Source organism: Bacillus sp. ISO11, from assembly GCF_003458115.1.
GTDB lineage: Bacteria > Bacillota > Bacilli > Bacillales > Bacillaceae_G > Bacillus_A > Bacillus_A cereus.
Genome location: NZ_QXCO01000025.1, coordinates 22,760 through 40,216, shown reverse-complemented (window position 1 = coordinate 40,216; position 17,457 = coordinate 22,760). Strand labels below are relative to the sequence as shown.

Here is a 17,457-nt window from a genome sequence, read left to right as displayed (position 1 = left end):
ATTATAGCAATTGTCTAACTAATATTCTTGTCTTTTAAGTTGTTAAGTTTGTAGTAGAAACTCGCACGCTGTCGAAACTCAATATTCGATAAGGGGTGTGTAGCGGAATGGAATTTACTCTAACTCGCGAAAAACAAATGATTAAAGAAATGGTACGTGACTTTGCTGAAAAGGAAATCGCACCGAAAGCTGTATATTATGACAAAACTGCAGAGTTTCCATATGAAACATTTCAAAAAATGGGCGAACTAGGATTATTAGGCATCCCATTCCCAGAAGAGTATGGAGGTTCAGGTGGCGATACTGTATCGTATGCGTTAGCAGTTGAAGAAATTGGTCGCGCTTGTGGTGGCACTGGTTTAAGCTATGCTGCAACAATTTCATTAGGTGCTTCTCCAATTTATTATTTCGGTACAGAAGAACAAAAACAAAAGTATTTAGTTCCAATGGCGTCAGGTAAAACATTAGGTGCCTTCGGATTAACGGAGCCGAATGCTGGATCAGATGCAGGTGGTACTCAAACGAAAGCGGTACTAGATGGCGATGAGTATGTAATCAGTGGTGAGAAGTGTTGGATTACAAACGCAGAGTATGCAAATACCATTATTGTAACCGCTGTCAACGGTGTTGAAGAGAATGGTAGAAAACGCATTTCAGCATTTATCGTACCTACTACTAGTGAAGGATTAACGATTTCTAGTCCTTACGATAAAATGGGCGTTCGCGCTTCTAATACTTGTGAAATCGTACTTGATGGTGTTCGTGTACCGAAAGAAAATATTCTTGGTGATGTAAATAAAGGTTTTAAACAATTTTTATATACACTTGATGGAGGACGTATTTCAATCGCAGCATTGGCAGTTGGTATTGCGCAATCAGCGTTTGAACGTGCATTGCAATATGCGAAAGAACGTCAACAATTTGGAAAGTCAATCTCTAATTTCCAAGCGATTCAATTTAAATTAGCTGATATGGCGACTGAAGTAGAGCTAGCACGCAATTTAGTACATAAAGCAGCTTGGTTAAAAGATAATGATAAACCTTTCGGCAAAGAAGCGGCAATGGCAAAACTATTTGCATCGGAAGCAGCAAGCCGTATTGCGAATCAAGCAGTACAGATTCATGGTGGATATGGTTATATGCGTGAATATGAAGTTGAACGACATATTCGTGATGCGAAACTATTAGAAATTGGTGAAGGAACTTCTGAAATTCAACGTCTCGTAATTGCTAGACATTTAGGATGTAGATAAAAGGGAGGAATCACTATGTTTCAAAAAATATTAATTGCGAATCGCGGGGAAATTGCTGTTCGTATTATGAAAACTTGTCAAAAACTTGGCATTCGCACTGTTGCTATTTATTCTGAAGCAGATGAAAATGCCCTTCATGTGAAAATGGCAAATGAAGCTTACTTAGTAGGTGGACCGCGTGTCCAAGAAAGCTATTTAAACCTTGAAAAAATTATTGAAATAGCTAAGAAGACAAATGCAGAAGCAATTCATCCGGGCTATGGTTTATTATCAGAGAATCCGTCTTTTCCGGTTCGCTGCAAAGAAGAAGGAATCGTATTTATCGGTCCTTCAGAAGAAATCATTACGAAGATGGGAAGTAAAATCGAATCACGTATCGCAATGCAAGCAGCAGATGTCCCAGTAGTCCCAGGTATTACTACAAATATTGAAACTGCTGAAGAAGCAATTGAAATTGCAAAACAAATTGGTTATCCATTAATGCTTAAGGCATCCGCAGGCGGCGGAGGCATTGGTATGCAGTTGATGGAAACTGAGCAAACGCTCACCAAAGCGTTTGAAAGTAATAAAACGAGAGCGCAAAACTTCTTCGGTAACGGAGAAATGTATTTAGAGCGATATATAGCAGACGCGCATCATATTGAAATTCAGCTTTTAGCAGATACACATGGTAACACAGTGTATTTATGGGAGCGTGAATGTTCGGTACAGCGCCGAAATCAAAAAGTAATCGAAGAAGCACCTTCACCATTTTTAGATGAAGGTACACGAAAGGCGATGGGAGAAGTTGCTGTACAAGCTGCCAAAGCACTTGGTTATACAAATGCAGGTACAGTTGAGTTTCTTGTAGATGATCAGAAGAACTTCTATTTCTTAGAGATGAATACGAGATTACAAGTAGAGCATCCAGTGACAGAAGAAATTACGGGATTAGACCTTGTAGAACAACAACTTCTGATTGCAAGTGGAGAGAAACTATCATTTACTCAGGATGATGTAAAACGTAGTGGTCATGCCATTGAAGCTCGTATTTATGCAGAGGATCCGAAAACATTCTTCCCGTCACCTGGGAAAATTACAGATTTAACATTACCGTCAAATGTACGGATTGATCACTTCTTAGAAAATCATGTAACGATTACACCTTTCTATGATCCAATGATTGCGAAAGTCATTGCACATGGCGAGACTCGTGAAGAAGCAATTTCAAAATTACATGATGCTCTAGAGGAATTAAAAGTAGAAGGTATTAAAACGAACACACCAATGCTACTGCAAGTTTTGGAAGACGAAGTGTTCAAAGAGGGTATTTATACAACAGGCTTTGTAACGAAACAACTCGTTAAAAAATAAGATTTAACAATATTAAGGGGGAAAAAATGATGACGAAAGTATACGCATCGATGGCAGGAAACGTTTGGAAGATTGTTGTAGGAGTAGGAGATACAGTAGAGGAAGAGCAGGATGTCGTCATTTTGGAATCTATGAAAATGGAAATTCCAATCATTTCAGAAGAAGCTGGCACAGTTATGAAAATTAATGTGCAAGAAGGCGATTTTGTAAATGAAGGAGATGTATTATTAGAAATTGAATAGGGAGATATAGGGGGAAGCGAATTGAAACTACCTAATTTTGCTGTCATTAAAGAAGTCGGGCCACGTGATGGCTTACAAAATGAAAAAAAGATTGTTGGCACAAAAGATAAAGTAAAATGGATTCAACTACTTACAGAAGCAGGATTGTCGTATGTTGAAGTTTCCTCATTCGTTCACCCAAAATGGGTCCCTGCATTAGCGGATGCAAATGATGTATTTTCTGAGCTGAAAAGGGATTCAAATGTTACATATGCTGCGCTTGTTCCGAATCAAAATGGTTTGGAACGAGCTTTTTTGCAAAATGTAGATGAGGTGAATGTTTTTTTATCAGCAAGTGAATCTCATAATAAAAGTAATATTAATAAATCGATTAAAGAAGCATTAGTTGTAATTGAAGATATAACAAAACAGGCATTATTCGAAGGGAAAAAGGTAAGAGGCTATGTTTCTACTGTATTTGGATGTCCTTATGAAGGGGATATAAGTGTCGCAGCAGTTGACGAATTATGTAATCAACTATTTTCATACGGCATTTATGAAGTTTCTCTTGGGGATACAATCGGTGTAGCGAATCCATTACAAGTAGAACAAGTATTAGAACATCTATTAAAGAAGTATGATGCTTCGCAGTTTACCATGCATTTTCATAATACGTATGGAATGGCTCTAGCGAATGTAGTTAAATCATTAGAATACGGTATTACAACGTTTGATAGTTCTTGTGGTGGACTCGGGGGCTGCCCTTATGCACCAGGAGCATCAGGTAATGTTGCCACTGATGACCTAGTACATATGCTCCATAAATTAGGAGTCCAAACGAATATAGACGAAGAAAAGTTATTGAGAGCTAGTCAATTTATTCAAAGTAAGTTGAATATCCAATTACCGAGTCATGTGTATAGAGCGCTTCAACATAAAACGATAAGTAGGTGAGAAGATGCTACAATTACAAAACATTTCAGTTGATTATGTAACACCTCACGTAGTAAAGATTTCGTTAAATCGTGCAAGACAAGCAAACTCATTATCTTTGACATTATTAGATGAACTACAAACGATATTAACTCAAATAAGTGAAGATTCAAACGTACGTGTAGTTATTTTGACTGGTGCTGGTGAAAAAGCATTTTGTGCTGGTGCAGATTTAAAAGAGCGTGCCGGTATGAATGAAGAACAAGTTCGCCATGCTGTTAGTATGATTCGCACTACTATGGAGATGGTTGAACAATTACCACAGCCAGTTATTGCTGCTATAAATGGAATTGCACTTGGTGGTGGTACGGAATTAAGTTTAGCTTGTGATTTTAGAATTGCTGCTGAATCTGCAAGTCTTGGTCTTACTGAAACGACACTTGCAATTATACCAGGAGCAGGTGGTACACAGCGCTTACCGAGATTAATTGGTGTTGGTAGAGCGAAAGAATTAATTTATACAGGTAGACGTATTTCAGCGCAAGAAGCAAAAGAATACGGTTTAGTAGAATTTGTTGTACCAGCTAATTTACTTGAAGAGAAAGCGATTGAAATAGCAGAGAAAATTGCTAGTAATGGACCTATTGCTGTTCGATTAGCAAAAGAGGCAATTTCAAATGGTATTCAAGTTGATTTACATACCGGATTACAAATGGAAAAACAAGCGTATGAAGGTGTAATCCATACGAAAGATCGAATAGAAGGATTACAGGCATTCAAAGAAAAACGCAAACCGATGTATAAGGGGGAGTAAATATGTTAGACCAAAAACAACAATCTAATTCATTTGAAGAACGAGTTGAAACAATTAAACAAGGCGGGGCACCGAAATATCATGAGCAAAATAAAGCAAAAGGAAAATTATTTGTTCGAGATCGTTTAGCGCTTCTATTTGATAATGGCGAATATGTAGAAGATGCATTATTTGCTAACTGTGAACAAACAGGCTTACCTGCGGATGGCGTTGTAACGGCAACGGGTAAAATACATGGTCGTACTGCGTGTGTAATGGCCAATGATTCTACTGTAAAAGCTGGATCATGGGGATCACGCACAGTTGAAAAGATTTTACGTATTCAAGAAACAGCTGAAAAACTACGTGTTCCGTTATTTTATTTAGTTGACTCTGCTGGAGCGCGTATTACAGATCAAGTAGAAATGTTCCCAGGGCGCCGCGGTGCAGGAAGAATCTTCTATAATCAAGTGAAGTTATCAGGTAAAGTTCCTCAAGTATGCTTGTTATTTGGACCTTCTGCAGCTGGTGGTGCGTATATTCCAGCCTTTTGTGACGTTGTAATGATGGTAGAAGGAAATGCATCTATGTATTTAGGATCTCCTCGTATGGCTGAGATGGTTATCGGTGAGAAGGTAACTTTAGAAGAGATGGGCGGAGCTCGTATGCATTGCTCTGTATCAGGATGCGGAGATGTTTTATGTAAGACAGAAGAAGATGCGATTACACAAGCAAGACAATACATTTCATATTTTCCAAACAACTACTTAGAAAAGACTCCATTGGTTACACCTCAAGAACCGAAGCAATTCGATAAAACGTTAGAACAAATCATTCCAGAAAATCAAAATGCTCCTTTCAATATGAAAGATCTCATTAATAGAGTTATTGATGAAGGTTCATTCTATGAAGTGAAAAAATTATTTGCTCAAGAGCTAATTACAGGCTTAGCACGTATTGATGGTAAGCCAGTTGGTATTATTGCAAATCAGCCGCGTATGAAGGGCGGCGTATTATTCCACGATTCAGCTGATAAAGCTGCTAAGTTTATTAATTTATGCGATGCATATCATATTCCATTATTATTCCTTGCGGATGTACCAGGATTTATGATTGGTACAAAAGTAGAGCGTGCCGGTATTATTCGCCACGGTGCAAAAATGATTTCTGCAATGAGTGAAGCAACTGTACCGAAGATTTCTATCGTTGTTCGTAAAGCATATGGCGCTGGTTTATATGCGATGGCAGGTCCAGCATTTGAACCAGATTGCTGTCTGGCATTACCGACAGCCTCTATTGCGGTAATGGGTCCAGAAGCTGCGGTTAATGCTGTATATGCAAATAAAATTGCAGCTTTACCAGAAGAAGAGCGTGCTAGCTTCATTGCTGAAAAACGTGAAGAGTATAAGAAAGATATTGATATTTATCATTTAGCATCAGAGATGGTGATTGATGGTATTGTTCATCCAAACAATTTACGTGAAGAGTTAAAAGGACGTTTCGAAATGTATATGAGTAAATATCAAGTATTCACAGATCGTAAACATCCTGTATATCCAGTTTAAAAGCCCTATTTAGGGCTTTCTTGCTCAAAAAGTTAAGGAGGGGAAAACATTGAAACAAGCAGTTTGGTTTCCAACAGAAGAGTACAAGGAAAAAACACGTTTATATGGTTGGATGAAATCATTGGGATATGAAGATTATGAAACTTTTTATAATAAATCTATTGAGGAAACAGCTTGGTTTTGGGGAGAGGCAGAAAAAGCAGTAGGCTATCAATGGATGAAACCTTATACAGAAGTGTTAGATTTAGAAAATGGTACACCGTTTGCACAGTGGTATAATGGCGGAACATGTAACGTTGTAGAATCAGCTTTATCCCGCTGGCTTGCGGATGAAGAGACGAGAATACAGCCAGCACTTCAGTACGAAGGGGAAAATGGAACTTCAAAATCATTTACATATGAAGAGCTTGACAACTGGGTAAGCCGTGTTGCAAATGGTTTGAAACACGCGGGTATTGAGAAAGGTGACCGTGTAACAATTTATATGCCGATGATTCCAGAAACAGTTGTTGCGATGCTAGCTGTAATGAAAATCGGAGCAATTATTTCACCAATATTCTCAGGCTTTGCGTCTGATGCAGTTATGACACGTGTGCAAGCGGCAGGTTCAAAAATGATTATTACCGCAGATGGATTTTCACGTCGCGGTAAAATTGTTTCTTTAAAAGATGAAGTAGATAAAGCTTGTGAACATTGCCCAACTGTTGAAAAAGTTGTTATCGTTCGTCATGCAGGAAATGATTTTACACCACATAACTATGACTTTTCGTGGAGTACGCTAGAAAAAGAAAAACCATTCATACATGCAGAGGAAATGCAAAGTGATGATCCATTGATGCTCATTTATACATCAGGAACGACTGGTAAGCCGAAAGGAACAGTACACACGCATGCAGGATTTCCTTTGAAAGCAGCTTTTGATGCAGGATTTGGAATGAATATTAAACAAGGTGATCGTGTATTATGGGTAACTGATATGGGCTGGATGATGGGGCCGTTTCTATTATTCGGTTCACTCATTAATGGAGCAACGATGGTTATGTACGAAGGTGTTCCAGACTTCCCAGAAGCAGACCGGTTATGGGAGACAGTTGATAAATATGAGATTACTCATCTAGGTATTTCGCCAACGTTAATCCGAGCATTAATGGCAAAAGGTGATGAGTATGTCAATAAACATTCTTTAAAGAGTTTGGAAGTATTCGCATCAACAGGAGAACCTTGGAATCCTGATCCATGGATGTGGCTGTTTGAAACAGTTGGAAAAGGAAATGTTCCAATCTGTAACTACTCAGGTGGAACTGAAATCTCTGGTGGGATTTTCGGTAATGTTCTTATTAAGCCAATCGCACCGATTAGTTTTAACGCATCTTTACCAGGAATGGCAGCTGTCGTACTGGATGATCAAGGTAAACCAATTCGAGATGAAGTCGGAGAATTATGCTTAGAGAAACCTTGGGTAGGTATGACGAAAAGCTTCTGGGAAGATGATGAACGTTACGTGAACACATATTGGTCACGTTTTGAAAATAAATGGGTCCACGGTGACTGGGTCATTTACGATGGTGAACAATATATCATCACAGGGCGTTCAGACGATACGTTAAATATTGCAGGTAAACGTATTGGACCTGCTGAATATGAATCTATTCTTGTGAAACATAACGATGTAATTGAAGCTGCTGCAATTGGTGTACCTGACGAAGTAAAAGGTGAAGTTTGTCATTGTTTTGTAGTATTAAGAGATCATGTAACATTCACAGGAGAATTAAAGAAAGAATTAATGAGTTTAGTAAACTCTCATATTGGAAAAGCGTTGTGTCCTAAAGACATCCACGTTGTAGAAGATTTACCGAAAACACGTAATTCTAAAGTAATGCGCCGTGTTATTAAAGCAGCTTACTTAGGAAAAGAATTAGGTGATTTGTCTTCACTTGTAAATCCTGAAGTAGTTCCGTTTATTCAGGGGTTACAGTCTAGTAAATTATAAAGTTAGAAAGGATCTCTGTATAAATAGAGATCCTTTTTTATGTTTATAAAAAGAAAAGAAGTGAATTTGATGAAGAAGAAAAATTCTACTATTAGTGTTAAGTATGTCTGTTTTATAGTTTTTATTAAAATACGATACTGTGGCATGTTTATTCATTGGAGTAATTAAATTTTGTTAAGGATGAAATTCAATAAAAGCGTTATTTTAATAGGCTGTTACGAAATTTAATTTGAAAGGCACATCCAAATGATAAAAAAAGAGCGCTATAAAATCAGTGCTCTTTTTATTAGAAATTGCTTAGTTCTTAAAAATAAAATCATTACGGACAATTCACAATGGTAATAATGACGCTAGCCATTGTTCCAGGAGAATCAAGAAGTGAAGCAGTAACGGTTACTGTTCCAGGCCCATTAGCGGCTAGAAATACAGCGGTAAAGTTACCTGAGGCATTGGTAATGACAGCAAGAGGAACCATGAAAGCAAGAGATGGGTTACTAAACGAAAAACTGACCACTACCCCTGGAGTAGGAATACCGTTTACTAATACTTGACCCGAAAAAAATAAAGTATTATTTCCTTGAGTGGATACACATGCTGTAGTTTCGTTAGAAGTCAAGGTAATAGATGCAGGTCCAGCAGGAAGATTAAATCCAGTTGGTCCAGTTGGTCCAGTTGGTCCAGTTGGTCCAGTTGGTCCAGTTGATCCGGTTGGTCCAGTTGATCCAGTTGATCCAGTTGATCCGGTTGGTCCAGTTGGTCCGGTTGATCCGGTTGGCCCAGTCGGTCCAGTTGATCCGGTTAATCCAGTAGCTCCTGTAGAACCGGTGGGACCGGTAGGGAATTGAAAAGGTTGAACAGTTGGAAGTGTAGGTCCAATAGAACCGGGATTAAGTGCAGCAAAAGATAAAAACTCGTCCATTATTTATCACCTCTAAAAATCGTATTACTAATAGTAAATGTAATGATAGAGCAAAGTGAAACGGACAAGCGGTTTTATTTTAACAAATTAAACAAAGTAGTTATATGATAGAAAGAGAGATTAGTATGATTCCTTTAGAAATTAAATATAAAAAGGCGATTATCTTCAAATCGCCTTTTAGGTAATGCCGTGTAATTTTATTCAGTTATTTGAAATATAGTTTCATTCGGTTTGGAAAATCCATACAGTTTCCTTGCGAATTTTAAAATTTCTTCTTCACTACTTGTTAAAGCCTTGACATCCTTGTTAAGGGAATGACCATCCTTCTTTACAGAAGATAATTTTTGTTGTTCCGTATTAAGTGTGATTTGTTTTTCTTTAATCATTTCTTGTTGGTTATTCAGAGAATATTGAAGGACAAAAATTATAGGTAATATAAAAGCCAAAGTAGTTATAATACGGCGTCTTGTTTTTTTTATACTACCTTGTTGGGTATTAGGATTCACTTGCTGTGAGGGTATATTAGGATTTGATTGGTGTGATGATACTTTTGGGATGTTTCCCATTAAAATGCCTCCATTACTGATTGTCGAATTTAAACCGTTTAATAGTATTATAAATGTTCAATAAGGATTTTAGAAGATATTTTAATATAGGTGAGTTTTGTAAAGTTTAAACAAAATCTTTATTTAAATAAAAGAAACCCCGCTTGTCTCTGGGGTTTCTGAAGGCAATGAAAGTACTCGACTAATTAAAGATTCCATGAATTTTTTGCTGAAAATACTGGTGAATTCGTCTGAAGTAATGAGGGCATCTAAAGCTTTATACGTACGTGAAGTAATTAAAAATCGATTTATAAGAGTTAGCTTGTTTTTTCTTAATAGCCCACCTAATCAGTAAATACATATGTCTGTTGAAATCTTTACGTGTTCATTGATAAAAAGCTGATTATATTCAGTCAGCTTTTTGTATAATACATTCTAGTATTTATCGGTTCCAAAAGACATATTCTTTCCTTTAAGTTGGCATCGAAAATATTACCAATTTTTCCTTTTACAATGGCAACAAATAAAGAAACATTTACAACGACACTTATTTCGTTTAGAACTCCAATCATCATCACGATGACACTTTTCTTTAGATTTCCACCAATCATCATTACAATGTTTTTCCTGAGAACTCCAATCGTCATCACAATGACACTTTTCTTTAGATTTCCACCAATCATCATTACAATGCTTTTTCTGAGAACTCCAATTATCATCACAATGATGCTTTTCTTTAGATTTCCACCAATCATCACAACAATGCTTTTTCTGAGAACTCCAGCAATCATTTTTCCAGGACATTTATTTCTACCTCCTTTCAATAGTGTTCATATTATTCTATGTTTTAATAAAAAAATGGCTTGTTTATTAACCTACTATTTTATCTTTATATGATAGAGTGTCTTCTACTCGATATAGAATTCATACAAACTATGCTAATTTTTAAGAGAAAGTGGAGAGAACTACTACTAGTTATGGTATTTTTCAATAAACACTTGTTGAAGAAAATGTTCTAATTACAAATAATATCTTATTTTCGAGTACGCTTTTTAAATGTATATTTCACAATGAAAAATGGGAAATCCACAAATAAAGTCTATGTATATGTGAGTTAATGGGAAAATCTAGTGTGTTTTTAAGGGGCGTCTTATTTAAAAGAAAAAAGGTTTGTTTTAGAAAGTGGTGTCTAAACATTAAATGGAGTAGGACTAAATTCACGGCCGCTCATTAAAAAGCTTTTAATTAGGAGAAGTCTGTTTTTATAATGAATAATGAAAAGAAAGTTTGGTACAATTGTTTGTTTTTTTCTTTTTATGTGTTTGCCTCGTACCCTTTTAAGCTAGTGGACATACTTTACTAATAGAAAGGATTAGGGGGTGAGGTATTGGGTTCTCGATTTAATAATTGTAAAAAGAAGTGTACATGTAAACAAGATGATTGTTGGGAAGTATTCGAAGAGTGTAAAAAAGAACAGCATGAGAAATGTGATAATTCTTGTGTACAAGGAATTAGAGATGAACTTAAGAAATTAATTAATCGAACAGTTCAAATTAATACAGAGGGACGTACTTATGTAGGTACTGTTTCGTCTGTAAGTTGTGATGTAGTTAGGCTTGCGGCTATTCCTGGATCGGTTGGAGTAATTATTTCCATTTGCAAAATTGAAGCAATTTTCCCACCGGTTACAACGGTTACTGCTGACTTTGATTTTAATGGTATTGATGTAGCAAACAAAGCATAATTATGCTGCTTTTTTGTAAAGCCATTCACATGAATGGCTTTATTTTAATTTTATATAAAAGGAGAATATATTCTTTATATAGAAATAAGTTTGAGGTTATAAAGCATGATGTACGAAAGGAGCAAGGAAGTGATTAAACTAGAAAGCTTTAAGAAATCTGATTTTAAACAATTAATAAATTGGATTAATTCCGAAGAATTTCTAATACAATGGTCAGGAAATGCATTCACATTTCCTTTAGACGAACAGCAATTAGAGAAGTATATAGAAAGTGCAAATACACTCGCTTTCAAAGTGGTAGATGAAGAGACTTCAGACGTTATTGGACATATTTCGCTTGGGCAAATAGATAATATTAATAAGTCCGCTAGAATTGGAAAAGTATTAGTTGGTAATACGAAGATGAGAGGACGTTCTATAGGAAAACATATGATGAAAGCAGTACTTCATATTGCTTTTGACGAATTAAAACTACATAGAGTAACTCTTGGTGTGTATGATTTTAATACATCGGCCATTTCATGTTACGAAAAAATAGGGTTTGTAAAAGAAGGCTTATTAAGAGAGTCAAAAAGAGTAGGAGAAACGTATTGGAATTTATGGGAAATGAGTATGTTAGAATATGAATGGAAGAAGTAGCAACGATAGTAATTTATAATTATATTATGTTAACAAAGGGGTTTGGGGGGTATAGTGGATAATAAAACAAAAATAATTCCAATTGCAGCTGTTTCGGGAGGAGGTAAAACTACAATTACAGAAAGATTAAAGCATAAGTTTAAAAACTCAAAAGCTCTATATTTTGATAGTTATACATTTGATAACTCTCCTGCTGATATTTGTAAATGGATTGATGATGGGGCGAATTACGACGAGTGGGTATTAACACCATTAATTCATGATATTGAGCAACTTATACAAAATAATACCTTAGACTATATTATTGTAGATTATCCTTTTGCATACTTAAATAGTGAGATGCGAAAATTCATTGATGTAACTATATTTATTGATACGCCTTTAGATATTGCGATGGCTAGAAGGATTTTGCGAGATTTTAAGGAAGGTACAATAGATGAAATACATAATGATTTGGAACATTACATGACATATGCGAGAAAAGCTTATTTAGAGGCAATTCATACTGTTAAGCCGAATTCAGATATCATATTGGATGGTTCTTTATCTGTAAGTGAAATAATTAATCACGCTGTAGAGGAACTTGGCCGAAGAGAAGTGATTGTCAATGGTTAAATGTATAACAGATGCTGTTAGGTGGATAATTGAAGTAAGGGAGAGATAAATGTGTACACTTTATTTCAATATAATTGGCAAGTAAGAGATGATTGGTTTAAGTGGTGTGAACAACTTTCAGAGGAAGATTTACTTTGCAAACTGGGGGTATGTTAGAAACATTATTTCATATTGTAGATGTAGAGTATAGTTGGATTAGTGCTCTTCAAGGATAAGAAGATAGAGAACAGCAATTTAAAGATTATCAATCGATTCAAAAAGTGAAAGCGTTATTTAATTTATATAAACGAGAACTTGAAGTTTTTTTGCAGTCATAATTATCTAGCCTAGAATGCTAGCACACTTAAAATAAGCCGTATAAAAAGTTAATCATTGTGTGCTTTGATTATATAATGTCGGCGAAATAAATAGTGTGAAGGACAGCTATCTTAACAAGTGTTTCATGTAACGTTCATATACTTTAATTTTTTATAATTAATTAAATTTGAATTTTGTTTGTTGTTAAGAAAAGGTGAGAAGAAAATAAAAAAAGAGGGCTAATGCCCTCTTTTTCTTTTAATTTGGTAATTAATCACAGATTGGTATCCCAAGCACTCTTAGAGCTAATGCTACTTGAAGGGAAATCTCTAATCTAGCAATTTCAATACCAGCTACTGAAAGAACTAAAAAAGGTTGTCCGTTTACAAATACAACGCAACTATCCATAGTTAAACCTCCTTTCTAGTAATTTACTATAGTATATGAGTAGAACTTTAAAATGTAATAGTTCAATTGTTGGATTTAATAGAATTAATAGATTAACCCATTTAAACTAAACAAACGAACACAACGAAAGGAAACAGAGATGGATGTATGCCTCAAAAAACATAGGTTTTAAGACATGTAATGGGATATGAAATTCATCATATTGGTCAGCTGTCTGTATGGGCGAGGAAGTTAAACTTGCAACCAGTTTCAGCAAATTTGAAGAGGATGATAGAATTAAAAACCGACTTGCATCTTAAGCGCAAGTCGGTTTTATATATATAAGAAGATTTCTTAATTGAAATCCTCGGATTTTTTCTGACGTATATGTAAAAACATTAAGGTGGTAATGATTAAAAAAATCATTATAGTTTGTATAATTAAATTTTTAAACTGAAGCAATATTGTCCAAGATGTAAGGGCGTCTTTAAAAGCTTGGAGTGCAGAGTACGAGGAAGGATCAAAACCATACTGTAGCAACTTTTTTGTTTCAATAAATGAAATGTTTTCTTCATCTGCATCTAATATTACTGAAATTAGTCTAGTATCTCCAAGTTTTGCTGTACTGACAAAACTATAATTACCGTTAGTTGAAAAACTAGTTTGTAAGCCATCAACACCTTGAAGTTTAATGTTTTCATTAAGGGAATATATCATTTTATTCGTATTGAAAACCTGGGAATCTTTGAAGGTAAATTGGTAAGAGGTTAGTTTCGTAATATTCAATACATCTGGAAAATCTTTTACTAATTTTGCTGCTAGTTTAGCTGCGTCTATCGCTGTTGTAGTTGATTGTTTATCTGTATCATTATTAATTCCAGTAGAGTTTAGAAATGGAGATGGTTGTAATAACTTTAGTTCTTTTGCTTTTTTATTCATTAATACTGTAAAGTTATCTTCATTTCCAGCAATGTGTTCTGCTAGAGCGAGTGCAGAACGATTATTCCCTGCCAGTAGCAATGCATGAAGTAAATCACGAACCGTTGTTTTATCATTCGATGTTACTTGTATAGGGCTTGTTTCTACTCGGAAAACTTCGTTACTTATTTGTACTAAGTCATCTAACTGTATCTTTCTATCATTTAGTTGCTCCAATACGATATATTCTGTCATTAATTTAGATAAAGCAGCTGATTGTACTGGAGTTTCTTCATTTTTTTTATAAACAATTTCACCTGAATTAGCATTTATTAAAATAGCTGATTTAGCTTGAATAATCGGACCATTTACATAAAGGTAAAAATATAAAACGATAAGTGCAGTAATGAAAAAAGATAATAATAAAATAGCGAATTTTTTTAAGAATTGCATAAGCGATCCTCCTATTATGACATCAATACTAGTATTGTAAAAAGGAATGCTTAATTAGGAAGAAAGAAAAGGTAAAGAATTTCTAAAGAATTATAAAGGATTATTAAGTTTTGGGCATTAATGGAAAAAGTTCAATTTCTTATATGATAAGAAATTGAACTTTTTATTTATAATATTAACATTTGTATGGGAGTAGTTTTACAGTGAATGTTGTTTTTTCATCATCACTATATACTTCAATTGTTCCTTTATGCAATTCGACTATACTTTTTGCAATAGCTAATCCAAGTCCAGATCCACCAGTGTTTGTAGAGCGAGATTTCTCAACGCGATAAAAACGTTCAAAAATATGTGGTAAATCCGTACTAGGAATAGGTTGTCCGTAATTTGTTATATCAATTGTAATCATATTATTGCTTTCATAAGCAGTAAGGTCAATATAGCGACCTTCGCTTCCATAAGCGATAGCGTTTATAATAAGATTTTCAAACACACGCACTAATTTTTCACCATCAGCTAATACCATGAGCTTTTGAGATGGGAAAGAAGGTCGACATTCTATATTTGCTTCTTGAAATTGTATACGGAATTGAACAGTTAATTGTCCAAGTAACTCTACTATGTCAATAGGAACAGAATACAAGCTTAACTCTTTATTTTGAACACGTGTATATTCGAACAAGTCATTCATTAATGCATTAAGACGAGTTACTTTATCGTAAATGACTTGAATATAGTATCGCAATTCTACTTCATCTCTATAATTATCATGATGGATTAAATTTACGTATCCAACTATAGAAGTAAGGGGAGTGCGTAAGTCATGTGATACATTTGTAATAAGTTCACTTTTTGCTTGTTCCGCTTGTCTTTCTTCATCAATGGAGACTTTTAATTGTTCAACAATTTCATTGACCCCGATTGCTAATTCTTCTAGATAATTATGATTTACAATAGAAACTTTATGATTGAAGTTTCCATTTGCAATATAACGAATTTCTTCTATCATTTTTTTAATACAAGTTTCATAGTAAAGTTTTTTCTCGTGGCGATAAAAAATGTAAAGATAGGATGAAAAAATAGAAAATAAAAACAAATAAGATACAATCATCATCCATAACGATTCTTTAATCCCTTTATACTTTTCATAACCAAAAATTCGAATGAATTCTTTACCAAGTTCAGTTAGAGTAAGTGAACTCTCAATTACACTCGTAACGAGGCGATAAATAATTAACTCAGTAATAGGCGTGAGTGTGATAGCTAATAAGAGCCAAAAAATAAGTTTCCATTTAGGGATATCTTTTAATATATCAAATGCTTCATTTCTCAATTTTATAGCCAACTCCCCAAACAGTGTGAATAAATTTTTCTCCATTTATTACTGTTTCAAGTTTATCCCGTAAGTTGCTAATATGAACCATTACAGTCTTATTTGAACCGTAACCATCTTCATTCCAAACGCGTTCGAAAATTTCTTCTGAACTAAATACTCTTCCTGTATTACTTGCAAGTAAATATAAAATATCGAACTCAATAGAGGTTAATTTAATATACTCTCCATTTACTTTAACAGTATGATTATGTTTGTGTATTTCAACAGAGCGAATACGAATAATACCATCTTCATTCTTTTGCGAAGTAGCGTTTTGGAAAGAGGATCTTCGTAATAAAGCTTTCACTCTTGCTACTAATTCTAATGGATTGAATGGCTTGATCATATAATCATCGGCACCTGTCATAAGACCTAATATTTTATCCATATCTTCTGCTTTTGCACTAAGCATTAGAATTGGTACAGTATTATTTTCACGCACTTCCTGACAAACTTCTAATCCGTTTCGTTTTGGCATCATAATATCCAAAATCATAAGGTCAACTTCATATGTAGAAACCTTTTGCAATGCTTCATCGCCATCATAAGCTTTATAAATGTTATAGCCTTCATTTCGCAAATAAACAGCAAGTAATTCAACAATTTCTTTATCATCATCAATAATTAATATATTTTTATTCATTGTGTAGTTCCTTTCCTTACAAATCATCAACATTACTATAATATCAAACATTTATGTACTTGTAGCGATGATTCTGTATAAAATTTCATGTAACGTATTAAAAAGGAGTAAAAAGATTAATAACGAATATAAAATAACGAGGATATTTAGATCCTACATTATAATGAAAGTTAGTTATAAGGGGGATTTTCTATGTTATGTAATGATATATATTCATTTACTCCAACTGGAAAAATAGAAAATGATATTAAAGCTTTTCTACTAAAATATAATAAAGAGTTTACATATAAACATTCAATTCGTGTGGCAAATGAGGCAAAAAAGATTGCAGAAAAGTTTCACGTAGATAAAGAAAAAGCAGCAATTGCAGGATATTTACATGATATTAGTGGCATTTTTCCGAACGAGGAGTGGATTGCAGTTGCTGAAGAATTTGGTGTAGAAATAGTGGAAGCAGAAAGAAAGTTTCCTATGATCATTCATCAAAAACTATCGAGAGTAATCGCAAAAGAAATATTTAAAGTAGAAGATGAAGAGATTTTAAATGCAATTTGTTGCCACACAACGTTGCGTAAACATGCAACGAAGATGGATTTAGTATTATTTGTTGCAGATAAAATAGAATGGGATCAAAAAGGGACACCACCATATTTAATAGAAATAAAAAAAGGATTGGAAAAATCTTTGGAAAAAGCAGCTTTTGTATATATTTCATATTTGTGGGAAAGGAAAGATACATTGAAAGTTATACATCCATGGCTAGAAGAAGCATACTGGGATTTAAAAGGAATTGTACAGTAGAAAGGACAAGGAA

At 34.6% G+C, this 17,457-nt stretch carries 19 protein-coding genes and 3 pseudogenes; 15 read left to right on the top strand and 7 right to left on the bottom strand.

Annotation, left to right across the window (positions count from 1 at the left end):
• Positions 1–107: 107 nt before the first annotated feature.
• From D1166_RS22575 to D1166_RS31880, 9 genes are all read left to right on the top strand, one after another.
• Positions 108–1,253, top strand: a complete 1,146-nt coding sequence (locus D1166_RS22575; RefSeq protein WP_000397282.1) for an acyl-CoA dehydrogenase — start codon at positions 108–110, stop codon at positions 1,251–1,253.
• Positions 1,254–1,268: 15 nt separating this feature from the next.
• Positions 1,269–2,606, top strand: coding sequence for an acetyl-CoA carboxylase biotin carboxylase subunit (locus D1166_RS22570; RefSeq protein WP_000486742.1), 1,338 nt, complete (start codon positions 1,269–1,271; stop codon positions 2,604–2,606).
• 26 nt (positions 2,607–2,632) lie between these two features.
• Positions 2,633–2,848: an acetyl-CoA carboxylase biotin carboxyl carrier protein subunit gene (locus D1166_RS22565; RefSeq protein ID WP_001987345.1), complete on the top strand. Its 216-nt coding sequence runs from the start codon at positions 2,633–2,635 to the stop codon at positions 2,846–2,848.
• 21 nt (positions 2,849–2,869) lie between these two features.
• The gene (gene mvaB, locus D1166_RS22560) at positions 2,870–3,781 is read left to right on the top strand and encodes a hydroxymethylglutaryl-CoA lyase (RefSeq protein WP_118043435.1); all 912 of its coding nucleotides are present in this window, start codon (positions 2,870–2,872) and stop codon (positions 3,779–3,781) included.
• Positions 3,782–3,785: 4 nt separating this feature from the next.
• Entirely contained in the window at positions 3,786–4,574 is a 789-nt protein-coding gene (locus D1166_RS22555) for an enoyl-CoA hydratase (protein ID WP_098318675.1), read from the top strand.
• 2 nt (positions 4,575–4,576) lie between these two features.
• Positions 4,577–6,118 carry an acyl-CoA carboxylase subunit beta gene (locus D1166_RS22550; RefSeq protein WP_000886744.1) on the top strand — a complete coding sequence of 514 codons (1,542 nt, stop codon included), beginning with the start codon at positions 4,577–4,579 and terminating at the stop codon, positions 6,116–6,118.
• Between the two features lie 49 nt (positions 6,119–6,167).
• Positions 6,168–8,108, top strand: coding sequence for an AMP-binding protein (locus D1166_RS22545; protein WP_000806481.1), 1,941 nt, complete (start codon positions 6,168–6,170; stop codon positions 8,106–8,108).
• A 335-nt stretch (positions 8,109–8,443) separates the two neighbouring features.
• On the top strand, positions 8,444–8,659 hold the full coding sequence (locus D1166_RS31885) for a hypothetical protein (protein WP_000236250.1): 216 nt from the start codon (positions 8,444–8,446) through the stop codon (positions 8,657–8,659).
• Between the two features lie 30 nt (positions 8,660–8,689).
• On the top strand, positions 8,690–8,953 hold the full coding sequence (locus tag D1166_RS31880) for a hypothetical protein (protein WP_255422590.1): 264 nt from the start codon (positions 8,690–8,692) through the stop codon (positions 8,951–8,953).
• Positions 8,954–8,970: 17 nt separating this feature from the next.
• On the opposite strand, the pseudogene D1166_RS31875 reads toward D1166_RS31880, so the two are convergent.
• The 3 genes and pseudogenes from D1166_RS31875 to D1166_RS22530 form a co-directional block, all read right to left on the bottom strand.
• A pseudogene (locus D1166_RS31875) lies at positions 8,971–9,027 on the bottom strand (exosporium leader peptide-containing protein); the annotation flags it as partial.
• 197 nt (positions 9,028–9,224) lie between these two features.
• On the bottom strand, positions 9,225–9,593 hold the full coding sequence (locus D1166_RS22535; protein ID WP_000526886.1) for an FtsB family cell division protein: 369 nt from the start codon (positions 9,591–9,593) through the stop codon (positions 9,225–9,227).
• Between the two features lie 392 nt (positions 9,594–9,985).
• Positions 9,986–10,363, bottom strand: coding sequence for a hypothetical protein (locus D1166_RS22530; RefSeq protein ID WP_000560137.1), 378 nt, complete (start codon positions 10,361–10,363; stop codon positions 9,986–9,988).
• A 596-nt stretch (positions 10,364–10,959) separates the two neighbouring features.
• On the opposite strand from D1166_RS22530, the gene D1166_RS22525 reads away from it, so the two are divergent.
• From D1166_RS22525 to D1166_RS31560, 4 genes and pseudogenes are all read left to right on the top strand, one after another.
• The gene (locus tag D1166_RS22525; RefSeq protein WP_000535577.1) at positions 10,960–11,316 is read left to right on the top strand and encodes a hypothetical protein; all 357 of its coding nucleotides are present in this window, start codon (positions 10,960–10,962) and stop codon (positions 11,314–11,316) included.
• 105 nt (positions 11,317–11,421) lie between these two features.
• The gene (locus D1166_RS22520; protein ID WP_000990082.1) at positions 11,422–11,955 is read left to right on the top strand and encodes a GNAT family N-acetyltransferase; all 534 of its coding nucleotides are present in this window, start codon (positions 11,422–11,424) and stop codon (positions 11,953–11,955) included.
• Between the two features lie 54 nt (positions 11,956–12,009).
• Entirely contained in the window at positions 12,010–12,570 is a 561-nt protein-coding gene (locus tag D1166_RS22515; protein ID WP_098318673.1) for a nucleoside/nucleotide kinase family protein, read from the top strand.
• A gap of 51 nt (positions 12,571–12,621) precedes the next feature.
• Positions 12,622–12,881, top strand: a pseudogene (locus D1166_RS31560) (DinB family protein); the annotation flags it as partial.
• Between the two features lie 256 nt (positions 12,882–13,137).
• Here D1166_RS31560 and D1166_RS22505 read toward each other — a convergent pair.
• On the bottom strand, positions 13,138–13,275 hold the full coding sequence (locus D1166_RS22505; protein ID WP_000376554.1) for a DUF3956 domain-containing protein: 138 nt from the start codon (positions 13,273–13,275) through the stop codon (positions 13,138–13,140).
• A 165-nt stretch (positions 13,276–13,440) separates the two neighbouring features.
• Here D1166_RS22505 and D1166_RS22500 point away from each other — a divergent pair.
• Positions 13,441–13,599 (top strand): annotated as a pseudogene (locus tag D1166_RS22500) (DinB family protein); the annotation flags it as partial.
• A 9-nt stretch (positions 13,600–13,608) separates the two neighbouring features.
• Here the strand turns inward: D1166_RS22500 and D1166_RS22495 are convergent.
• From D1166_RS22495 to D1166_RS22485, 3 genes are all read right to left on the bottom strand, one after another.
• Positions 13,609–14,625 (bottom strand): D-alanyl-D-alanine carboxypeptidase family protein, encoded by a 1,017-nt coding sequence (locus D1166_RS22495; RefSeq protein ID WP_001160052.1) that lies wholly within the window; start codon positions 14,623–14,625, stop codon positions 13,609–13,611.
• A 175-nt stretch (positions 14,626–14,800) separates the two neighbouring features.
• Entirely contained in the window at positions 14,801–15,958 is a 1,158-nt protein-coding gene (locus D1166_RS22490) for a sensor histidine kinase (RefSeq protein WP_001243309.1), read from the bottom strand.
• Complete coding sequence (locus D1166_RS22485) at positions 15,948–16,643, bottom strand: response regulator transcription factor (protein WP_001038807.1); 696 nt, start codon at positions 16,641–16,643, stop codon at positions 15,948–15,950. The genes D1166_RS22490 and D1166_RS22485 overlap by 11 nt, the downstream gene beginning before the upstream one ends.
• A gap of 192 nt (positions 16,644–16,835) precedes the next feature.
• Here D1166_RS22485 and yqeK point away from each other — a divergent pair, with 192 nt between their 5' ends.
• Complete coding sequence (yqeK, locus tag D1166_RS22480) at positions 16,836–17,444, top strand: bis(5'-nucleosyl)-tetraphosphatase (symmetrical) YqeK (RefSeq protein WP_098318672.1); 609 nt, start codon at positions 16,836–16,838, stop codon at positions 17,442–17,444.
• Positions 17,445–17,457: the final 13 nt, after the last annotated feature.

Coding starts and splice junctions, on each gene's coding strand:
- D1166_RS22555 (WP_098318675.1), top strand. CDS start 3,786: ATGCTACAATTACAAAACATTTCAGTTGATTATGTAACACCTCACGTA.
- D1166_RS22565 (WP_001987345.1), top strand. CDS start 2,633: ATGATGACGAAAGTATACGCATCGATGGCAGGAAACGTTTGGAAGATT.
- D1166_RS22535 (WP_000526886.1), bottom strand. CDS start 9,593: ATGGGAAACATCCCAAAAGTATCATCACACCAATCAAATCCTAATATA.
- D1166_RS22495 (WP_001160052.1), bottom strand. CDS start 14,625: ATGCAATTCTTAAAAAAATTCGCTATTTTATTATTATCTTTTTTCATT.
- yqeK (WP_098318672.1), top strand. CDS start 16,836: ATGTTATGTAATGATATATATTCATTTACTCCAACTGGAAAAATAGAA.
- D1166_RS22575 (WP_000397282.1), top strand. CDS start 108: ATGGAATTTACTCTAACTCGCGAAAAACAAATGATTAAAGAAATGGTA.
- D1166_RS22530 (WP_000560137.1), bottom strand. CDS start 10,363: ATGATTGCTGGAGTTCTCAGAAAAAGCATTGTTGTGATGATTGGTGGA.
- D1166_RS22485 (WP_001038807.1), bottom strand. CDS start 16,643: ATGAATAAAAATATATTAATTATTGATGATGATAAAGAAATTGTTGAA.
- D1166_RS22520 (WP_000990082.1), top strand. CDS start 11,422: ATGATGTACGAAAGGAGCAAGGAAGTGATTAAACTAGAAAGCTTTAAG.
- D1166_RS31885 (WP_000236250.1), top strand. CDS start 8,444: ATGGTAATAATGACGCTAGCCATTGTTCCAGGAGAATCAAGAAGTGAA.
- D1166_RS22570 (WP_000486742.1), top strand. CDS start 1,269: ATGTTTCAAAAAATATTAATTGCGAATCGCGGGGAAATTGCTGTTCGT.
- D1166_RS22505 (WP_000376554.1), bottom strand. CDS start 13,275: ATGGATAGTTGCGTTGTATTTGTAAACGGACAACCTTTTTTAGTTCTT.
- D1166_RS22550 (WP_000886744.1), top strand. CDS start 4,577: ATGTTAGACCAAAAACAACAATCTAATTCATTTGAAGAACGAGTTGAA.